The following is an 18343-nucleotide window of genomic DNA, read 5'->3' on the forward strand; positions in this document are numbered from 1 at the left end:
CCTTGCCGCGCTGGGCAGCGGTTACGAAATGCCGAACTTCTTGCCGAGCAGCTGGAACATCTCGTCGTCCGAGGCGGAGTCAATCTCCGCCGCTGCCGAGGCCGGCACGTCACCGCGCGGTTCCTCCTGCCAGCTGGCGACGAGCGCCTTCATGCGCAGGAGCACACGGGTACGACCGACGTTGTCGGCACCGACTGTCGCCATCGCGGCCTCGATCCGGTCGAGTTCCTCAAGGGCGGCGGTCGCCGCGGCCTCACCGTCCTGGAGTAGCTGTTCGCGCATGAACGCCGCCAGAGTCTTGGACGTGGGGTAGTCGAATGCCGTGGTGACCGGCAGTTTCAGACCGGTGCGCAAGGACAGCCTGTTGCGCAGTTCCACGGCGGTGACGGAGTCGAACCCCATCTCGCGGAAGGCCTTCTTGACCGGCACTGCCTCGTTCCCGGAGAAGCCGAGGACCGCGGACACGCACTCGCGGATCAGCTCGACGAGGGCGTTCTCCTGCTCCTGCTCGGTCAGGCCGGCCAGGCGCTGGACGAGTTCGGAGGGCTCGGCGCCGCTGCCCGCCTCGGCCATGGCACGGGCGATGTCCCGGACCTCGGGGACGTCCTCCAGCAAGGGGCTGCTGCGGATCGCGGTGAAGGCGGTGTAGAAGCGTTCCCAGTCGATGTCGGCGATGAGCAGGCTGCTCTCGTTCTGCTCCAGTGCCTGCTGGAGGGCGCCGGTGGCGAGTTCCGGCCGCATCTCGCGCAGACCGTGGCGGTTGAGCGTGTCGCCGAAGTCGCCGTCGGCCATACCGCCGCCGCCCCAGGCTCCCCAGGCGACGGAGGTGGCGGGCAGCCCCTGGCCGCGCCGGTGCAGGGCGAGTGCGTCGAGTACGGCGTTGCCGGGGGCGTAGTTGCCCTGTCCGGGGGTTCCGACGGTGCCGCCGAAGGAGGAGAACAGGACGAAGGCCTTGAGGTCCAGGTTCCTGGTCAGCTCGTGGAGGTTGAGCGCCGCGCGGGCCTTGGCGTGCAGGGCCCGGTCGATCTGGTCCAGGCTCAGCGAGTCGATGACGCTGTCGTCGAGGACCGCGGCGGTGTGGACGACCGCGGTGAGCGGCTGGTGTGCGGGCACGGAGCCGAGCAGGACGGCCAGGGCGTCGCGGTCGCCGGTGTCGCAGGCGGCGATGGTCACCTGGGCGCCGAGGCCGGTGAGTTCGGCGTGCAGGGCGTCGGCGCCGGGGGCGTCGGCGCCGCGGCGGCTGACGAGCAGCAGGTGCTCGGCGCCGCTGCCGGCCAGCCAGCGGGCGACCTGGCCGCCGAGGGCGCCGGTGCCACCGGTGATCAGTACGGTGCCCTGGGTGCGCCACGAACTGTCGCCGGTGGCCGCCTTGAGGGGCAGGCGGCGCAGGCGGCGGACGAAGGTGCCGGCCGGGCGGACGGCGAGCTGGTCCTCCGGGCCCGAGTCGCCGAGGGCCCCGGCGAAGAGCGCGGTGGTGCGCTCGTCGAAGGTGGCCGGCAGGTCGACCAGGCCGCCCCAGCGGTCGGGGTGTTCGAGCGCGGCGACGCGGCCCAGGCCCCAGACGGCGGCCTGGTACGGGGCGTCGAGCGGGTCGGCGATGTTGACCGAGACGGCGCCGCGGGTGGCGGTCCACAGCGGGGCGCGTACCCCTGCCCGGCCCAGTGCCTGGAGCAGGGTTACGGAGGCGGCGTAGCCGCGCGGGACGGCCGGGCCGTCGGGGTGCGGGGTGCCGTCGAGGGCCAGCAGGGACAGGACGCCGGTGGGGGGCGAGAGGTGCTCCGGTGCGAGGGTCGCTTCGATCCGGTCGGCCAGCAGCTCGGGGTCGGTGGTCGCGGTCTCGTCGACGGTGAGGACGACCGGTTCGGCGCCCTGGGCCGTGAGGGCGTTCAGGACGTCGGCGGTGTACGGGTCGTCGGCGAGGCTCGCGGGGACGGGGACCAGCCAGGTGCCGGCGAGACGGCCGGCCGAGGGCTGCGAGTGGACGCGCCACGAGACCTCGTAACGCCAGTCGTCCGTGGCGGACTTGTCGCGCAGCCGCTTCCGCCAGGAGGACAGCAGCGGGACCATCGTGCCGAGGGTCTGCTCGGCGTCGTCGCCGTCCACCCTGAGGGTCTCGGCGAGGCCCTGGAGGTCGGCCCGTTCGACGGCGTCCCAGAAGTCGGTGTCGACGGCATCGGCCTCGTTCGCGGCGGTGGCGGCGAGGAGCGGGGCGATCTCGTCGGCGATCCAGTAGCGGGTGCCCTGGAAGGCGTACGTGGGCAGGGCCACGCGCCGAGCGCCGGTGCCCTCGAAGACCCTCTCCCAGTCGACGGCAGCGCCGTGGACATGGGCTTCGGCGAGGGAGGTCAGGAAGCGGTCGAGTCCGCCTTCGTCGCGGCGCAGGGTGCCGAGGGTCGCCGCTTCGGCCTCGGCATCCTCGATGGTGCCCTGGAGACCGATCGCGAGGACGGAGTGGGGGCTGACCTCGATGAAAACGCTGTGGCCGTCGGCGAGGGCGGTGCGGGTGGCCTGCTCGAACTCGACGGTCTCGCGGAGGTTGTCGTACCAGTAGCCCGAGCCCATCTCCGTACCGTCGAGGAGGGCGCCGGTGAGGGAGGAGTACAGGGCCGTGTCGCCGGTCCGCGGGGCGATGCCCGCGAGCAGCTTCGCCAACTCCGCCTCGATCTCCTCCACGTGCGCGGAGTGCGAGGCGTAGTCCACGTCGACCTTGCGCGCGCGGATCTCGTTGGCCTGACAGTCGGTGACGAGCTCGTCCAGGGCTTCCGGGTCGCCCGAAACGACCACGGACGACGGTCCGTTGACGGCGGCGATGGAGATCCGGCCGTCCCAGGCCGCGATCTTCTCCCGTACCCAGGCGGCGGGCTGCGCCACCGACACCATGCCGCCCCGGCCCGCGAGCGCGATGATCGCCCGGCTGCGCAGGGCCACCACCTTCGCCGCATCGCCCAGCGACAGAATGCCCGCAACCGCCGCCGCCGCGATCTCACCCTGCGAGTGACCGATCACCGCCGCCGGCTCGACACCGTACGACCGCCACACCTCCGCCAGGGACACCATCACGGCCCACAACACCGGCTGGACCACATCCACCCGGTCGAAGCCGGGCGCGCCCGAGACGCCGCGGACCACGTCGAGCAGCGACCAGTCGACGTGCGGCTCCAGCGCGGCGGCGCACTCGGCCATCCGCGCCGCGAACACCGGCGAGGACTCCAGGAGCCCGACCGCCATGCCCGCCCACTGGGCGCCTTGGCCGGGGAAGACGAACACCGGCTTGGTGGCGCGTACGGCGGATCCGGTGGCCACGCCCGGTCCGGGCTCACCTGCGGCGACGGTCTCCAGCGCGGTGACGAACTCCTCCCGCGTGCCGGCCACGATCGCGGCCCGGTGCTCGAAGCGGGACCGGGTCAGCGCGAGGGAGTGGCCGATGTCCGTGGCGGACGTCTCCGTGTCCTCGCGGATCTGCGCCAGCAGGTTCGCCGCCTGGTCGCGCAGTGCCGCTCGGGACTTGGCGGACAGGATCCAGGGGACGGCCGGCAGGCGGGTGGGCGCGGTCTGGACCGGGTCGGCCGCCGGCTCGGGGGCCGGTGGGGCCTGCTCGATGATGACGTGGGAGTTGGTGCCGCTGACGCCGAACGAGGAGACGCCGGCGCGGCGCGGGGCGCCGGTCTCGGGCCACGGGGTGGGTTCGGAGACGAGGGCGAGCTCGCCCGCGTTCCAGTCGACGTGCTCCGAGGGCGTGTCGATGTGGAGCGTGGGCGGCAGCACGCCGTGCCGCATCGCCATGACGGTCTTGATCAGCCCGGCGGCGCCCGCGGCGGCCTGCGTGTGGCCGATGTTCGACTTGACCGAGCCGAGCATCAGGGGGCGGCCCTCGGGGCGGCTCTTGCCGTACGCGGCGAGCAGCGCCTGCGCCTCGATGGGGTCGCCCAGGGTGGTGCCGGTGCCGTGCGCCTCGACGAGGTCGATCTGCGCGGGCGAGAGGCCCGCGTCGTCGAGGGCCGCGCGGATGACGCGGGCCTGGGCGGGGCCGTTGGGGGCGGTGAGGCCGTTGGAGGCGCCGTCCTGGTTGATGCCGGAGCCGCGGATGACGGCCAGCACCTGGCGTCCGGCGGCCTGGGCGTCGGAGAGCCGCTCGACGAGGAACATACCGATGCCCTCGCCCCAGCCGGTGCCGTCGGCCTCGGCGGAGAACGCCTTGCAACGGCCACTGGTGGACAGGCCGCGCTGGCGGCTGAACTCGGTGAACGCCCCGGCGTTGGCCATGATGGTCACACCGCCGACGAGGGCCATGGAGCACTCGTTCTTCCGCAGCGACTGGGCGGCCATGTGCAGGGCGACCAGCGACGACGAGCAGGCGGTGTCGACGGTGACGGCCGGGCCGTTGAGGCCGAAGGTGTAGGCGACGCGGCCGGAGGCGACGCTGATGGTGGTGCCGATGCCCAAGTAGAGTTCGGTGCCCTCCGGCGGGTTCTCGATGGAGGCGCCGTAGCCCTGGAAGCTGGTGCCGATGAACACACCGGTCTTGGTGGAGCGGAGCGACGCCATGTCGATTCCGGCCCGCTCGACCACCTCCCATGCGGTCTCCAGGACGATGCGCTGCTGCGGGTCCATCGCGAGGGCCTCGCGCGGCGAGATCCCGAAGAACTCGGCGTCGAACTTGGGGACGTCGTAGACGAACCCGCCTTCGAGCGAATACGACTGGTCGGGCTCGTCGGGGTCCTTGAAGAAAAGGCCCTCGAAGTCCCAGCCGCGGTCCTCGGGGAAGGCGGACAGGGCGTCGGTGCCCGAGTGCACGACCTGCCACAGGTCCTCGGGGGAACGGACGTTGCCCGGGAAGCGGCAGCTCATGGCCGTGATGGCGATGGGCTCGTGCTCCTTGGCCTCGGCGGCCTGGAGCTTGCCGCGGGTCTCCTGGAGGTCCGCCGTAACCCGCTTGAGGAAGTAGCGAAGCTTCTGCTCGTCGGTCTTCGATGCGTCAGTCATGGTGAGGTCGCTCCTCGAAGCGGGTCTGGGTCGGTGAGGTCCGGCGGTGTCGGCTGGGACAGGCCCTGGTCATGAGATGCCGAACTCCCGGCCGAGGAGGTCGAAGATCTCGTCGTCGCTGGCCTCGTCGAGACCGCTCGCGGTGTCCTCGCCCGCGGCGGTGTGCGTGGGGGCCCACTGTGCGAGCAGGCCCTTGAGCCGGTCGGTGATCTGGGTACGTGCGTCCGCGTCCCCGATGCCCGCCAGGAGTGCCGCGAGCCGGTCGACCTCGACGAGGACGGGGGCGGCGGCGTTGCCGGCGGTGTCGGGGATCACCTCGCCGCGCACATGGGCGGCGAGTTCCACGGGGGTCGGGTAGTCGAAGACGAGCGTGGCGGGCAGCCGCAGCCCGGTCACGGTGTTCAGCCGGTTGCGCAGGTCGATGGCGATGAGGGAGTCGAAGCCGAGCTTCTTGAACGCCCCCTGCGGATCGATGGCGTCCGGTGTGGCGTGGCCGAGTACGGCGGCGGCGTGGGTGCGGATCAGGTCGAGGACGACCCGGTCGCGCTCCTCCTCGGACAGACCGGCCAGCCGCTGTGCGAGCGGGACGACCGGGGCGCCGCCCGTGTCACCCGCCCGCTTGACCTGGGCGCGGACGAGCTTGCGCATGATCGGCGGGAGACCGCCTGCGGCGGCGCGGGCCCGCAGGGCCGCGAAGTCCAGCCGGATCGGCAGGACCAGCGCGCCGGTCTGCGCGGTGGCCCGGTCGAAGAGGTCGATGCCCTGCTCGTTGCTGAGGCCGGTGACACCGGCGCCGCTCATACGGCGTACGTCGGCGTCGCCGAGGTGCCCGGTCATGCTGCTCGCCTGGGCCCAGAAGCCCCAGGCGAGAGCAGTGGCGGGCAGGCCGTGGGCACGGCGGTGCTGGGCGAGCGCGTCGAGGAAGGCGTTGCCCGCCGCGTAGTTGCCCTGTCCGGAGCTGCCGAGGGTTCCGGCGGCGGAGGAGAAGAGCACGAACGCGGCGAGGTTCCGGTCCTCGGTGAGCTCGTGGAGGTGGACGGCCGCGTCGATCTTGGGCCGCTGTACGGCGGCCAGCCGCTCGGGGGTGAGGGAGGTGATGACACCGTCGTCGAGGGTGCCCGCCGTGTGGACGACCGCGGTCAGCGGGTGTGTGGCGGGGATCGAGTCGAGCACGCGGGCGAGCGCGTCACGGTCCGCGACGTCGCAGGCCACGGTCGTCGCCTCGGCGCCCAGGTCGGCCAGTTCCGCTACGAGTTCGGCCGCGCCGGGGGCGTCGCCGCCCCGCCGGCTGAGCAGCAGGAGCCGTCGAACGCCCTTCTCGGCCGCCAGGTGGCGGGCGATGTGGCTGCCGAGGACTCCGTTGCCGCCGGTGATCAGGACGGTGCCCTCGGGGTCGAGGGCGAGGGCGGCGTCCTCGTCGGTGGCCGGGGCCCGGTCCAGGCGTGGTGCGAGCACGGTGCCGTCACGCAGAGCGAGTTGGGTCTCCGCGAGGGACAGGGCGTCGGGGAGCGCGGTCCAGGAGGCGTCGCCGCCGTCGGTGTCGACGAGGGTGAAGCGGTCCGGGTGCTCGGACTGGGCGGACCTGACCAGACCCCACACCGGGGCGGCGGCCAGGTCGGTGACGTCCTCGCCGGGCACGGCGGCCAGGGCCCCGGTGGTGGCGAGGACGAGCCGGGTGTCCGCGAAGCGCTCGTCGCCGATCCACTGCTGGAGCAGTTCGAGGGCGCGGAGTCCGGTGGCGTGTGCCGCCTCGGCGAGCGGGCCGGCGGCAGTGCCGCGGAGGTCGGCGACCACGAAGTCCGGCACCGGGGTTCCGGCGTCGACGGCGGCGAGGAGCGCGGCCGGATCGGCGTACTCGCCGGGGCGGCTGCCCGCGACCGTGAACGGGGCCGGGTCGGCACCGAGGAAGGCCCAGGTGCCTGCCGGGGCGGGCGCGGTGGCCGGTACAGGGGTCCAGTCGAGGGTGAACAGGGCGTCGCTGCCGCTGTCCTGGCCCGCGGCCTTGAGCTGCTCGGGCTCGACGGGCCGCATGGCGAGCTCGCCGATGGTGATGACCGGGGCGCCGGTGGCGTCGGCGATCCGGAAGCCGATGCCGTTGGCGCCGACGGGCAGCAGCCGGGCCCGCAGGACCGACGCGCCGGTGGCGTGCACGGTCACCCCGCGCCAGGCGAAGGGCAGTCGCGGTTTGCCCGCGTCCTCGCCCTGACCGGTGCCGGGCTTGAAGTCGCCGACGCCCATGGACTGGAGGGCGGCGTCGAGAAGGCCGGGGTGCAGACCGTAGTCGGCGGCCTCGGCACGGCCGTCCTGCGGGAGGGCGAGATCGGCATAGATGTCCTCGCCGAGCTGCCAGGCGCGGACGATGCCCCGGAACATCGGGCCATAGTCGAAGCCGGTCAGGAGCGCCTGCTCGTAGAAGCCCTCCATGGGCAGCTCGGTGGCACCGGCGGGCGGCCAGGCCGCGAAGTCGTACGTGGGTGCGGCACCGGCCTCCGCGGTGGCCAGGACGCCGGTGGCGTGCCGCAGCCACGGCGTCTCGAATCCGGTGTCGGCGGCCGCTTCGGCGGGCCGGGAGTGGACGGTGAGGGTGCGGCGGCCGGTCTCGTCCGGGGCACTGACGGTGACCTGGAGCTGGCGGGCGCCACCTTCGGGCAGCACCAGCGGTGCCTCGATGGTGAGTTCCTCGACGGTGTCGCATCCGGTCCGGTGGGCGGCGTGGGTGGCCATCTCGACGAATCCGGTGCCCGGCACGATGACCGTGCCCATCACGACGTGCTCGGCCATCCACGGGTGGCTCCCGGTGGAGAAGCGGCCCGTGAACACGTACCCGTCGGAGTCGGCGAGCGGCACGGCGGCGCCGAGCATCGGGTGCTCGGTGACGCCGAGACCGACGGACGCGAGGTCTCCTGCACCGTCGCCCGGCATGGGCAGCCAGTACCGCTCGTGCTGGAAGGCGTAGGTGGGCAGGGCGACGCGGGTGACGCCGGTCCCGAAGACGGCCGTCCAGTCGATGTCGACACCGTGGCAGTGCGCCTCGGAGAGGGATGTCAGCAGCCGCTGCGCCTCGTCCTCGTCACGGCGCAAGGTGCCGAAGGCTGACGCATCCGTGCCGGTGTCCTCGATGGTGCCCTGGAGACCGATCGTGAGGACCGGGTGGGGGCTGACCTCGATGAAGACGCTGTGGCCGTCGGCGAGAGCGGCACGGGTGGCCTGCTCGAACTCGACGGTCTCGCGGAGGTTGTCGTACCAGTACCCGGCACCCATCTCCGTACCGTCGAGCAATCCACCGGTGAGGGACGAGTACAGGGCCGTGTCGCCGGTCCGCGGGGCGATGCCCACGAGCAGCTTCGCCAACTCCGCCTCGATCACCTCCACATGGGCGGAGTGCGAGGCGTAGTCCACATCGATCTTGCGGGCACGGATGTCATTGGCCCGGCAGTCGGCAACCAGCTCGTCCAGAGCCTCGGGTTCGCCCGAAACGACCACGGTGGAAGGGCCGTTGACGGCGGCGATGGAGATCCGGCCGTCCCAGGCCGCGATCTTCTCCCGTACCCAGGCGGCGGGCTGGGCCACGGACACCATGCCGCCCCGGCCCGCGAGCGCGGTGATCGCCCGGCTGCGCAGGGCGACCACCTTCGCCGCGTCCTGGAGGGTCAGGATGCCCGCCACGGCGGCTGCCGCGATCTCGCCCTGCGAGTGACCGATGACCGCCGCCGGACGGACCCCGAACGACCGCCACACCTCGGCGAGGGACATCATCACGGCCCACAGCACCGGCTGGACGACATCGACGCGGTCCAGGCCGGGCGCACCCTTCACGCCGCGTACGACGTCGAGCAGCGACCAGTCGGTGTACGGCTCCAGTGCGGCCGCGCACTCGGCCATCCGCGCCGCGAACACCGGCGAGGACTCCAGCAGTCCGACCGCCATGCCGAACCACTGCGCCCCCTGGCCCGGAAACACGAACACCGGACGGGCGGACGGCCGTGTCCTGGCGGAGACCGTGCCCGGCGCGGCCAGGCCGGCCGCGAAGGACTCCAGGCCGCGCAGCAGTTCGGCGCGGTCGCGTGTCACCAGGGCGGCTCGGTGGTCGAAGTGGGCGCGGGTGGCGGTCAGCGACCAGGCGATGTCCGTGAGGTCGGGCGCGGGGTGGTCGGTGAGGTGCCGCAGCAGGCTCTCCGCCTGGGCCTGGAGTGCCTGCTCGCTCTTCGCGGAGAGGACGAACGGGAGGGCGGGGGTGTTGAGCAGCGGGCCCTCGGTGAGGGCGGGGGTCTCGTCCGCCGGGGCGGTCTCGGGCGCCTGCTCCAGGATGATGTGGGCGTTGGTGCCCGAGACTCCGAAGGAGGACACGGCGCCTCGGCGTGGCTGCCCGGTCTCCGGCCACTCCTGCTCCGTGGTGAGGAGCTCGACGGCGCCGGCGGTCCAGTCGACGTGGGTGGACGGCTCGTCGATGTGGAGGCTCTTGGGCAGGATCCCGTTCCGGATCGCCATGACCATCTTGATGATGCCGGAGACTCCGGCGGCGGCCTGGGTGTGGCCGATGTTCGACTTGACGGAGCCGAGGCGCAGCGCGCGTCCTTCGGCGCGGTCCTGGCCGTAGGTGGCGAGCAGGGCCTGCGCCTCGATCGGGTCGCCCAGCTTGGTGCCGGTGCCGTGGGCCTCGACGGCGTCCACGTCGGCGGTGGTCAGGCGGGCGTTGGCGAGGGCCTGGCGGATGACCCGCTGCTGTGAGGGGCCGTTGGGGGCGGTGATGCCGTTGGAGGCGCCGTCCTGGTTGATGGCGGAGCCGCGTACGACGGCGAGGACCTCGTGGCCGTTGCGGCGGGCGTCGGAGAGACGTTCGACGAGGAGTACGCCGACGCCTTCGGACCAGCCGGTGCCGTCGGCCGTCTCGGAGAAGGCCTTGCAGCGGCCGTCGGAGGCGAAGCCGCCCTGTCCACTGAGGCCGGCGAAGGCCGCGGGGGTGGCCATCACCATCACGCCGCCTGCGAGGGCCATGGTGCACTCGCCCTGGCGCAGCGCCTGGGTGGCGAGGTGCAGGGCGACCAGCGAGGACGAGCAGGCGGTGTCGACGGTGACGGCGGGGCCTTCGAAGCCGAAGGCGTACGAGACGCGGCCGGAGACGACGCTGGCGGTGGTGCCGGTGAGGAGGTAGCCCTCGTTGCCCTCGGAGGCGTTGAGCAGGGCGGAGTAGTCCTGGCCGCTGGAGCCGGCGAAGACGCCGACGCTGGTGCCCTTGACGGTGGCCGGGTCGATTCCGGCCCGTTCGAAGGCTTCCCAGGAGGTTTCGAGGAGGAGCCGCTGCTGCGGGTCCATGGTGGTGGCCTCGCGCGGCGAGATGCCGAAGAAGGCCGGGTCGAAGCCCGCGGGGTCGGCGACGAAGCCGCCGCGCAGTTCGAAGGGGCCGCCGTCCGGGCCGGTTTCGGCGCCGGGCAGGCCGTTGATCTTCCAGCCGCGGTCGGACGGTACGGGGCCCATGGCGTCGACGCCGTCGCGGACCAGTTGCCACAGGTCCTCGGGCGAGCGGACGTCGCCGGGCAGGCGGCAGCTCATGCCGATGATGGCGATCGGGTCGTCGTCCCCGGCGGTGGCGGCGGCGAATTCGGCGACAGCGGCGGGGCTGCCGAGGAGTTCGGCGCACAGGTGGTCGGCGAGGACGGCGGGGGTCGGGTAGTCGAAGACGAGGGTGGCGGGCAGGCTCAGTTCGGTGGCCAGGCTGAGCCGGTTGCGCATCTCGACGGCGGTGAGCGAGTCGAAGCCGAGGTCGCTGAAGGCGCGCTGGGCCTGGATCTCGTTCGCGGAGCGGTAGCCGAGCACGGCGGCCGCGGCGTCGCGTACGACGTCCAGGACGAAGGCCGTACGGTCCGGCTCGGGCAGCTCGACGAGCTGCCGGACGAGCGAGGAGACCACGGTGGTGCCGGCGGTGGCGGCGGCCGGGCGGGCGGTGGCCCTGATCAGGCCGCGCAGGATCGGCGGCACCGCCTCGGGGCTCTCGGCCCGCGACGGCAGGTTGATGTGTGCGGGGATGACCATCGCTTCGGGGCGGGCGGTGGCCGCGTCGAAGAGGGCGAGGCCGTCCTCGGAGGCGATGGCGGTGACGCCGGAGCTGTTGATGCGCTGGAGGTGGGACTCGTCGAGGTTGGCGGCGAGTCCGCTGCGCTCGGCCCACAGGCCCCAGGCGAGGGAGACGGCGGGCAGGCCGCGCTGCCGGCGCCACTGGGCGAGCTGGTCGAGGAAGAGGTTGGCGGCGGCGTAGTTGCCCTGTCCGGGGCCGCCGAAGGTGGCGGCGAGGGAGGAGAACAGGACGAAGGACGTGAGGTTCAGGTCCTGGGTGAGTTCGTGCAGGTGGACGGCGGCGTCGGCCTTGGGGGTGAGGACGCTGTCGATGCGCTCGGGTGTCAGGGCGGTGAGGATGCCGTCGTCGGACAGGCCGGCGGCGTGCAGGACGGCCGTGAGCGGGTGCGCGGCCGGGATGGCGCCGAGGTTCCTTTCCAGGCTGTCGCGGTCCCCGGCGTCGCAGGCGGCGAAGGTGACGTCGGCGCCCAGCTCTTCGAGGCGGGCGGTCAGCTCGGCGGCGCCCGGCGCTTCGGCACCGCGGCGGCTGAGCAGCAGCAGGTGGCGGGCGTCGTGGGCTCGTACCAGGTGCTCGGCGAGGAGGGTGCCGATGGCGCCGGTGGCACCGGTGATCAGGACGGTGCCCTCGGGGTCGAGCAGCGGGCGGGGGGTGTCCGGGGCGTCGGTGCGGGGGGCGCGGGCGAGGCGGGGTGCATACAACTCGCCTTCACGAACAGCGAGTTGTGGCTCCCCGGCGGCGAGGGCCTGGGGCAGTGCCCGGCGTGAGGGCTGGGTCCCGTCGAGGTCGACGAGGACGAAGCGTCCCGGGTTCTCGTTCTGCGCGGAGCGGATCAGGCCCCAGGCGGCGGACTGGGCGAGGTCGTCGAGGTCCTCGTCGGCGGTGGCGGCGACGGCCCCGCAGGTCACGAGGACCAGCCGGGACTGTTCGAACCGCTCGTCGGCCAGGAGTGCCCGGGCGAGTTCCAGTGCGCGGTGCGCGGCGGCGTGGGCGCCGGTGGTGAGCGGGGTGCCGGGGCGGGTGTGCAGCGGCGCGACGATGGTGCCGGGCAGCGGCATCCCCTCGTCGACGGCCGCGCCGAGGGCGTCGAGGCTGTCGAACCGGGCGGCGGCGGGGAGCTTGAGGGCGTTGTCGCCGAGGAGCACCCAGTCGTCGGTGTCGTGGGCGGCGGTGGCCGGTACTCCGGTCCAGTCGACGCGGAACAGGGAGTCGTTGCGGCCGCCGAGGCCGTTGCCGAGCTGTTCGGCGGAGACGGGCCGGAACATGAGTTCCCCGACGGTGGCGACGGGTGTGCCCGTCTCGTCGGCGAGCCGGACGGTGACGCCGTCGCTGCCCGCGGTACGGGCGAGCCGGACGCGCACCGAGGAGGCGCCGGCGGCGTGCAGGGTGACGCCGTTCCAGGAGAACGGCAGGCGCCCGCGGCCCTCGCCCATGCCGCCGTCGAAGTCGTTGAGGGCGTTGAGGTGCATGGCCATGTCGAGCAGGGCCGGGTGCAGGCCGAAGGAGCGGGCCTCGGCGGCGATGTCCTCGGGGAGGCGGACCTCGGCGAAGAGTTCCTCGCCGCGGCGCCAGGCGGTGTGCAGGCCCTGGAAGGCGTGCCCGTAGTCGTAGCTCTGCGCGGAGAGGTTCTCGTAGAAGCCGTCGAGCGGCAGGGGGGTGGCGCCGGGCGGGGGCCAGGCGGTGAGATCGTCGTCGGCCGTCCCGGCGGGGCCGGCCGGGGCGAGGGTGCCGCCGGCATGGCGGGTCCACGGCTCGTCGGTGTCGGCGGCGGCCGGGCGGGAGTGCACGGTCACGCTGCGCAGGCCCTGGGCGTCGGCGGGGCCGACGGAGACCTGAAGGGCGATGCCGCCCTGCTCGGGCAGGACGAGGGGGGCTTCCAGGTTGAGTTCGCGGACCTGGCCGCAGCCGACCTCGTCGCCCGCGGTGATGGCGAGCTCGACGAACGCCGTGCCGGGCAGCAGCGTCGTACCGAGGACGACGTGGTCGGAGAGCCACGGGTGGGTCTGCTGGGACAGGCAGCCGGTGAAGAGCATGCCGTCGCCGTCGGCGAGGCTGACGGCGGCGCCGAGCAGCGGGTGGCCGGCGGAGCGCTGGCCGATGGCGGAGATGTCGCCGGTCCAGCCGGTTGGCAGCTTGGGCCAGTAGCGCTCGTGCTGGAAGGCGTACGTGGGCAGGGTGACGGTGCGGGCACCGCTGCCTGCGTAGAAGGCGGCCCAGTCGACGCGGGCGCCGCGGACGTGGAGTTCGGCGACGGCGGCGGTCAGCGCGTCGGTCTCCGGGCGGTCCTTGCGCAGGGCGGGCACGAAGGCGGCGGTGGCGGTCTCGACGGTGTCGTTGCCGAGGGCGGCGAGGGAGCCGCCGGCGCCGAGTTCGAGGTAGGTGGTGACGCCGAGGCCGTCGAGGGTGCGCAGCCCGTCGGCGAAGCGGACGGCCTCGCGGACGTGACGGACCCAGTACTCCGGGGTACGCAGCTCTTCGGCGGGGACGACGTCGCCGGTGAGGTTGGAGACGATCGGCAGCCGCGGTTCGTCGAACGTGAGGGTTCCGGCGACCTTGGCGAAGTCGTCGAGCATGCCGTCCATGTGCGGGGAGTGGAAGGCGTGGCTGACGCGGAGGCGCTTGGTCTTCTCGAAGCGGGCCGCGACGGCCAGTACGGCGTCCTCGTCGCCGGACACGACGACGGAGTCGGGGCCGTTGACGGCGGCGAGGGAGACGTGCTCGGTCAGGAGCGGCAGGATGTCGGCCTCGGTGGCCTGGACGGCGACCATGGCGCCGCCGGCCGGGAGGGCCTGCATGAGGCGGCCGCGGGCGGCGACGAGGGCGGCCGCGTCCTCCAGGGACCAGACGCCCGCGACATGGGCGGCGGCCAGCTCGCCGATGGAGTGGCCGAGCAGGTAGTCGGGGGTGATGCCCCAGTGCGTGACGAGACGGAACAGCGCGACTTCGAGGGCGAAGAGACCGGCCTGGGTGTAGACGGTCTGGTCCAGCAGCTCGGAGCCGCCGAAGACGATGTCCTTGACCGGCTCGTCGAGGTGCTTGTCGAGTTCGGCGCAGACTGCGTCGAAGGCGTCGGCGAACACCGGCTGGGATGCGTACAGTTCGCGGCCCATGGCGGCGCGCTGCGAGCCCTGGCCGGAGAACAGGAAGGCCAGTTGGCCGTTCTCCAGGGCGGTGCCGGTGAGTACGCCGGGGGCGGTGGCTCCGTCGGCGACGGAGCACAGCCCGGCGAGGAGTTCCTCTCGGTCCTTGCCGAGGACGGCGACGCGATGGTCGAGGGCGGAGCGGGTGACGGCGGTCGACCAGGCGATGTCCAGTGCCCCGGCGGCGGGGTCGGTGGCGAGCCGGTCGACGAGCCGGGCGGCCTGGGCGGCCACGGCCGCTTCGGTGCGGCCGGAGAGGAGCCAGGCGAGGCCGGTGGGTGCGGTGGCGGCGGGGGCTTCCTCGGGGGCGGGCGTCTGCTCGGGGGCGGGCGCCTCCTCGATGATGGTGTGGGCGTTGGTGCCGCTGATGCCGAAGGAGGAGACGCCGAAGCGGCGCGGCTCGTCCGTCGCGGGCCACTCCCGGGCCTCGGTGAGCAGTTCGACGTTGCCCGCGGTCCAGTCGACGTGCGAGGAGGGCTCGTCCACGTGCAGTGTGCGCGGCAGGACCCCGTGGCGCAGGGCCATGACCATCTTGATGATGCCGGCGACACCGGCGGCGGCCTGGGTGTGGCCGAGGTTGGACTTCAGCGAGCCGAGCCGGAGTGGCTTGTCCTCGGCGCGGTCCTGGCCGTACGTGTTGATGAGTGCCTGGGCCTCGATCGGGTCGCCCAGCTTCGTACCGGTGCCGTGCGCCTCGACGGCGTCGACCTGTGCGGCGGACAGTCCGGCGCTGGCGAGGGCCTGGCGGATGACGCGCTGCTGGGAGGGGCCGTTGGGGGCGGTCAGGCCGTTGGAGGCGCCGTCCTGGTTGACGGCGGAGCCGCGGATGACGGCGAGGACCTCGTGGCCGTTGCGGCGGGCGTCGGACAGCCGCTCCAGCAGGACCAGGCCGACGCCCTCGGACCAGCCGGTGCCGTCGGCGGAATCGGCGAAGGCCTTGCAGCGGCCGTCGGAGGCGAGTCCGCGCTGGCGGCTGAACTCGATGAACATGCCGGGCGCGGACATGACCGTCACACCACCCGCGACGGCGAGGGTGCACTCGCGCTGACGCAGGGACTGGGCGGCGAGGTGGATGGAGACGAGCGCCGAGGAGCAGGCGGTGTCGACCGAGACCGCGGGTCCTTCCAGCCCGAAGGTGTAGGCGATACGGCCGGAGACCACGCTGCCGGAGGTGCCGGTGAGGTAGTAGCCCTCGATGCCCTCGGTGAACTGGAGCATCGTGGAGTAGTCCTCGCCGGACGCACCGGCGAACACACCGACCTGGCGGCCGCGCATCGAGGACGGGGCCATGCCCGCGCGCTCGAACAGCTCCCAGGTGCTCTCCAGCAGGAGCCGCTGCTGCGGGTCCATCGCCAGCGCCTCACGCGGGCTGATGTCGAACAGCGCCGGGTCGAAGTCGCCGACCCCGCCGAGGAAACCGCCTGAACTCGCGTACGACGAACCGCGCTTGTCGGGGTCCGCGTCGTACAGCTTCTCCAGGTCCCAGCCCCGGTCCTCGGGGAACGCGGATATCGCGTCCTTCCCCTCGGACACCAGCTTCCACAGGTCCTCCGGCGACCCCACCCCTCCGGGGAACCGGCAGCTCATCGAAACGATGGCGACCGGCTCGTGCTCACCCGCCTCCAGCTCGCGCACGCGCTGCCGGGTCTGGTGGAGATCGGCGGTCATCCGCTTCAGATAATCCAGGACCTTCTTGTCATCCGCCATGGCCCGCCAACCCCTCCAAGAATTCCGCACACTCGACGAACACGCTTTTCAGACCTCTCCGAACTCGTTGTCGATAAAGGCCAGTACTTCTTCGGCACTCGCCGCATCCAGCTGGTCCACCACGCTGTCGCCCGCCTCGACGGGGGTCTGTCCCCCGTCCAGCCGGGCCACCAGGGCCCGCAGGCGCGAGGTGACCCGTTGACGGGCTCCCTCGTCGCCGTCGAGGACGGACAGGCCCGACTCCAGCCGGTCCAGCTCCGACAGCACCGCCGTTTCCGGCGTCTCCTGCGCGCCCCCCAGCTCGCCGCGCAGGAATTCCGCCAGCGCGGTGGGCGTCGGGTGGTCGAACACCAGGGTGACGGGGAGTCTTAGACCCGTCCTCGCGCTCAGCTGGTTCCGCAGGTTGACGGCGGTGAGCGACTCGAATCCGAGGTCCCGGAACGGCCGTTTGGCGCCGATCGGCTCCACCGTTTCGTAGCCCAGCACCACGGCCGCCTCGGTCCGTACCAGTTCCAGCAGCTTCCGTGCCGCCTCCGCGTCCGACAACCCGGAGAGCGAGGCCGCGAAGGCGGCAGAACCGCCCTCCGTCTCCTCGGCGGCGGAGTCCGTGACGTACTTCCGCACCTCCGGGACGTCCCCCAGCCAGGCCGCCGGGCGGGCGGCGAGGAAAGCGGTCAGGAAGGAGGTCCAGTCCACGTCGGCGACCAGCACGGCCGCCGTGTCGCGAGTCCCGGCGCCGGCCGCGACGCGGCCGAGTGCGGTCAGGGCCGCCTCGGTCGGCAGCACGGGCAGGCCACGACCGCGCATGCGGTCGGCGAATCCCGGGTCGCCGTGCGCCGTGCCGCCCTCGGCCCAGGGGCCCCAGGCGATCGACGTGCCTGCCAGCCCCAGCGCCCGGCGGTGGCCCGCCAGGGCGTCGAGGTGGGCGTTGGCCGCGGCATAACTGCCCTGGCCGATGCCGCCGACGGTGCCTGCGAACGCGGAGAACAGGACGAAGGCGTCCAGGTCACGGTCCTCGGTGAGCTCGTGCAGGTGAACGGCGCCGGCCGCCTTCGCACGCAGCGCGTCCACCACCCCGTCCGGGGTCAGGCCGTCGATGAGGCCGTCGGCCGTGGCGTCCGCGGCGTGCAGCACCGCCGTGACCGGCGTACCGGCGGCGTCGAGGCCGTCGAACAGGTCACGCAGGGCATCACGGTCGCCGACATCGCAGGCCGCGATGGTCACATGCGCACCCAACTCGGTTATTTCGTCGCGCAGTTCGGCCGCACCGGGGGTTTCGGGCCCGCGACGGCCGGTCAGTACGAGGTGTTCGGCGCCGTTACGGGCCAGCCGGCGGGCGACATGCCCGCCGAGGGCGCCGGTGCCGCCGGTGATCAGTACGGTGCCGCGCGGGGTCCAGTCGGCGGTGGGCTGCCCCTCGTCGCTGGTGCTGTCGAGGCGGGTACGGACGAGGCGTCGTACGAACACGCCCTGCTCGCGCAGTGCCAGCTGGTCCTCGGCCTTGTCGCCCGCGGCCAGGATCCCGCACAGGCGGGCGGCGACCTGCTCGTCGAGCTCGGCCGGGAGGTCGACGAGACCGCCCCAGCGCTGCGGCAGTTCGAGCCCGGCGACCCGGCCCAGACCCCAGACGGCCGCCTGCGCCGGGCTGACGAGACGATCGGCCGCGCCGACCGAGACGGCACCTCGGGTCAGGCACCACAGGGGCGCCTGGACACCCGCGTCACCCAGGGCCTGGAGGAGCACGACCGTACCCAGCAGGCCCAACGGCTCCGTGGCCGCGGTGGTCTCGGCGGTCTCCGCGAGCGCCAGCAGCGAGACGACTCCGTCGATTCCCTCGGGGTCCAGACCCGCGAGGGTGGCGGCGAGCGCCGACCGCTCGGCCACCGCGACCCGGCTGACATCCGCACCGTGCTCGGCCAGCGCGGCGGCGAGGGCGTCGACGAGCTTGTCGTCGACGGAGAAGCTCTCCGGCACGGCCAGCAGCCAGCGCCCCGGCAGAAGCGGAGTGCCGCTGCCCGCGGAATCGGCCGACTTCCAGGTGACGCGGTAGGTCCAGTTGTCCAGCGCGGACTGCTCACGCTGCTGCCGCCGCCAGCTGAACAGCGTCGGCAGGGCCGCCCTCAGCGGCTCGGTGTCGGCACCGCCCAGCGCCTGCGACAGCGCGTCCAGGTCCTCGTGCTCGACCGCCTCCCAGAAGCGGGCGTCGATGGCGGCCGCACCGGCCGTGACCGATTCGACGGACAACTCGGGCCAGTAGTGGGTGCGTTGGAAGGCGTAGGTGGGGAGGGGGGTGCGGGTGGCGCCGGTGTCGGCGAAGACGGCCGGCCAGTCGACGGTGGTGCCGTGGACGTGGGCTTCGGTGAGGGAGGTGAGGAAGCGGTCGGGTCCGCCTTCGTCGCGGCGGAGGGTGCCGAGGGTTGCGGCGTCGGTGCCGGTGTTCTCG

The 18343-nt window shown here is 73.1% G+C and carries 3 protein-coding genes; all 3 read right to left on the reverse strand.

The genetic code is table 11. From position 1 onward, the window contains the following. Positions 1 to 21: 21 nt before the first annotated feature. Entirely contained in the window at positions 22 to 4983 is a 4962-nt protein-coding gene (locus BT364_RS36105) for a type I polyketide synthase (protein WP_072489408.1), read from the reverse strand. Between the two features lie 69 nt (positions 4984 to 5052). Beyond that, positions 5053 to 15900 carry a type I polyketide synthase gene (locus tag BT364_RS36110; RefSeq protein WP_072489409.1) on the reverse strand — a complete coding sequence of 3616 codons (10848 nt, stop codon included), beginning with the start codon at positions 15898 to 15900 and terminating at the stop codon, positions 5053 to 5055. A 48-nt stretch (positions 15901 to 15948) separates the two neighbouring features. Beyond that, positions 15949 to 18343 (reverse strand): SDR family NAD(P)-dependent oxidoreductase (locus tag BT364_RS36115; protein ID WP_143166608.1); only part of this gene is annotated, 2395 nt, incomplete at its 5' end.

Source organism: Streptomyces atratus (assembly GCF_900119365.1).
Lineage (GTDB): Bacteria > Actinomycetota > Actinomycetes > Streptomycetales > Streptomycetaceae > Streptomyces > Streptomyces atratus_B.

What these genes read in the sequence shown, in the direction of transcription:
- BT364_RS36105 (WP_072489408.1), bottom strand. Translation starts at nt 4,983, where the DNA reads ATGACTGACGCATCGAAGACCGACGAGCAGAAGCTTCGCTACTTCCTC.
- BT364_RS36110 (WP_072489409.1), bottom strand. Translation starts at nt 15,900, where the DNA reads ATGGCGGATGACAAGAAGGTCCTGGATTATCTGAAGCGGATGACCGCC.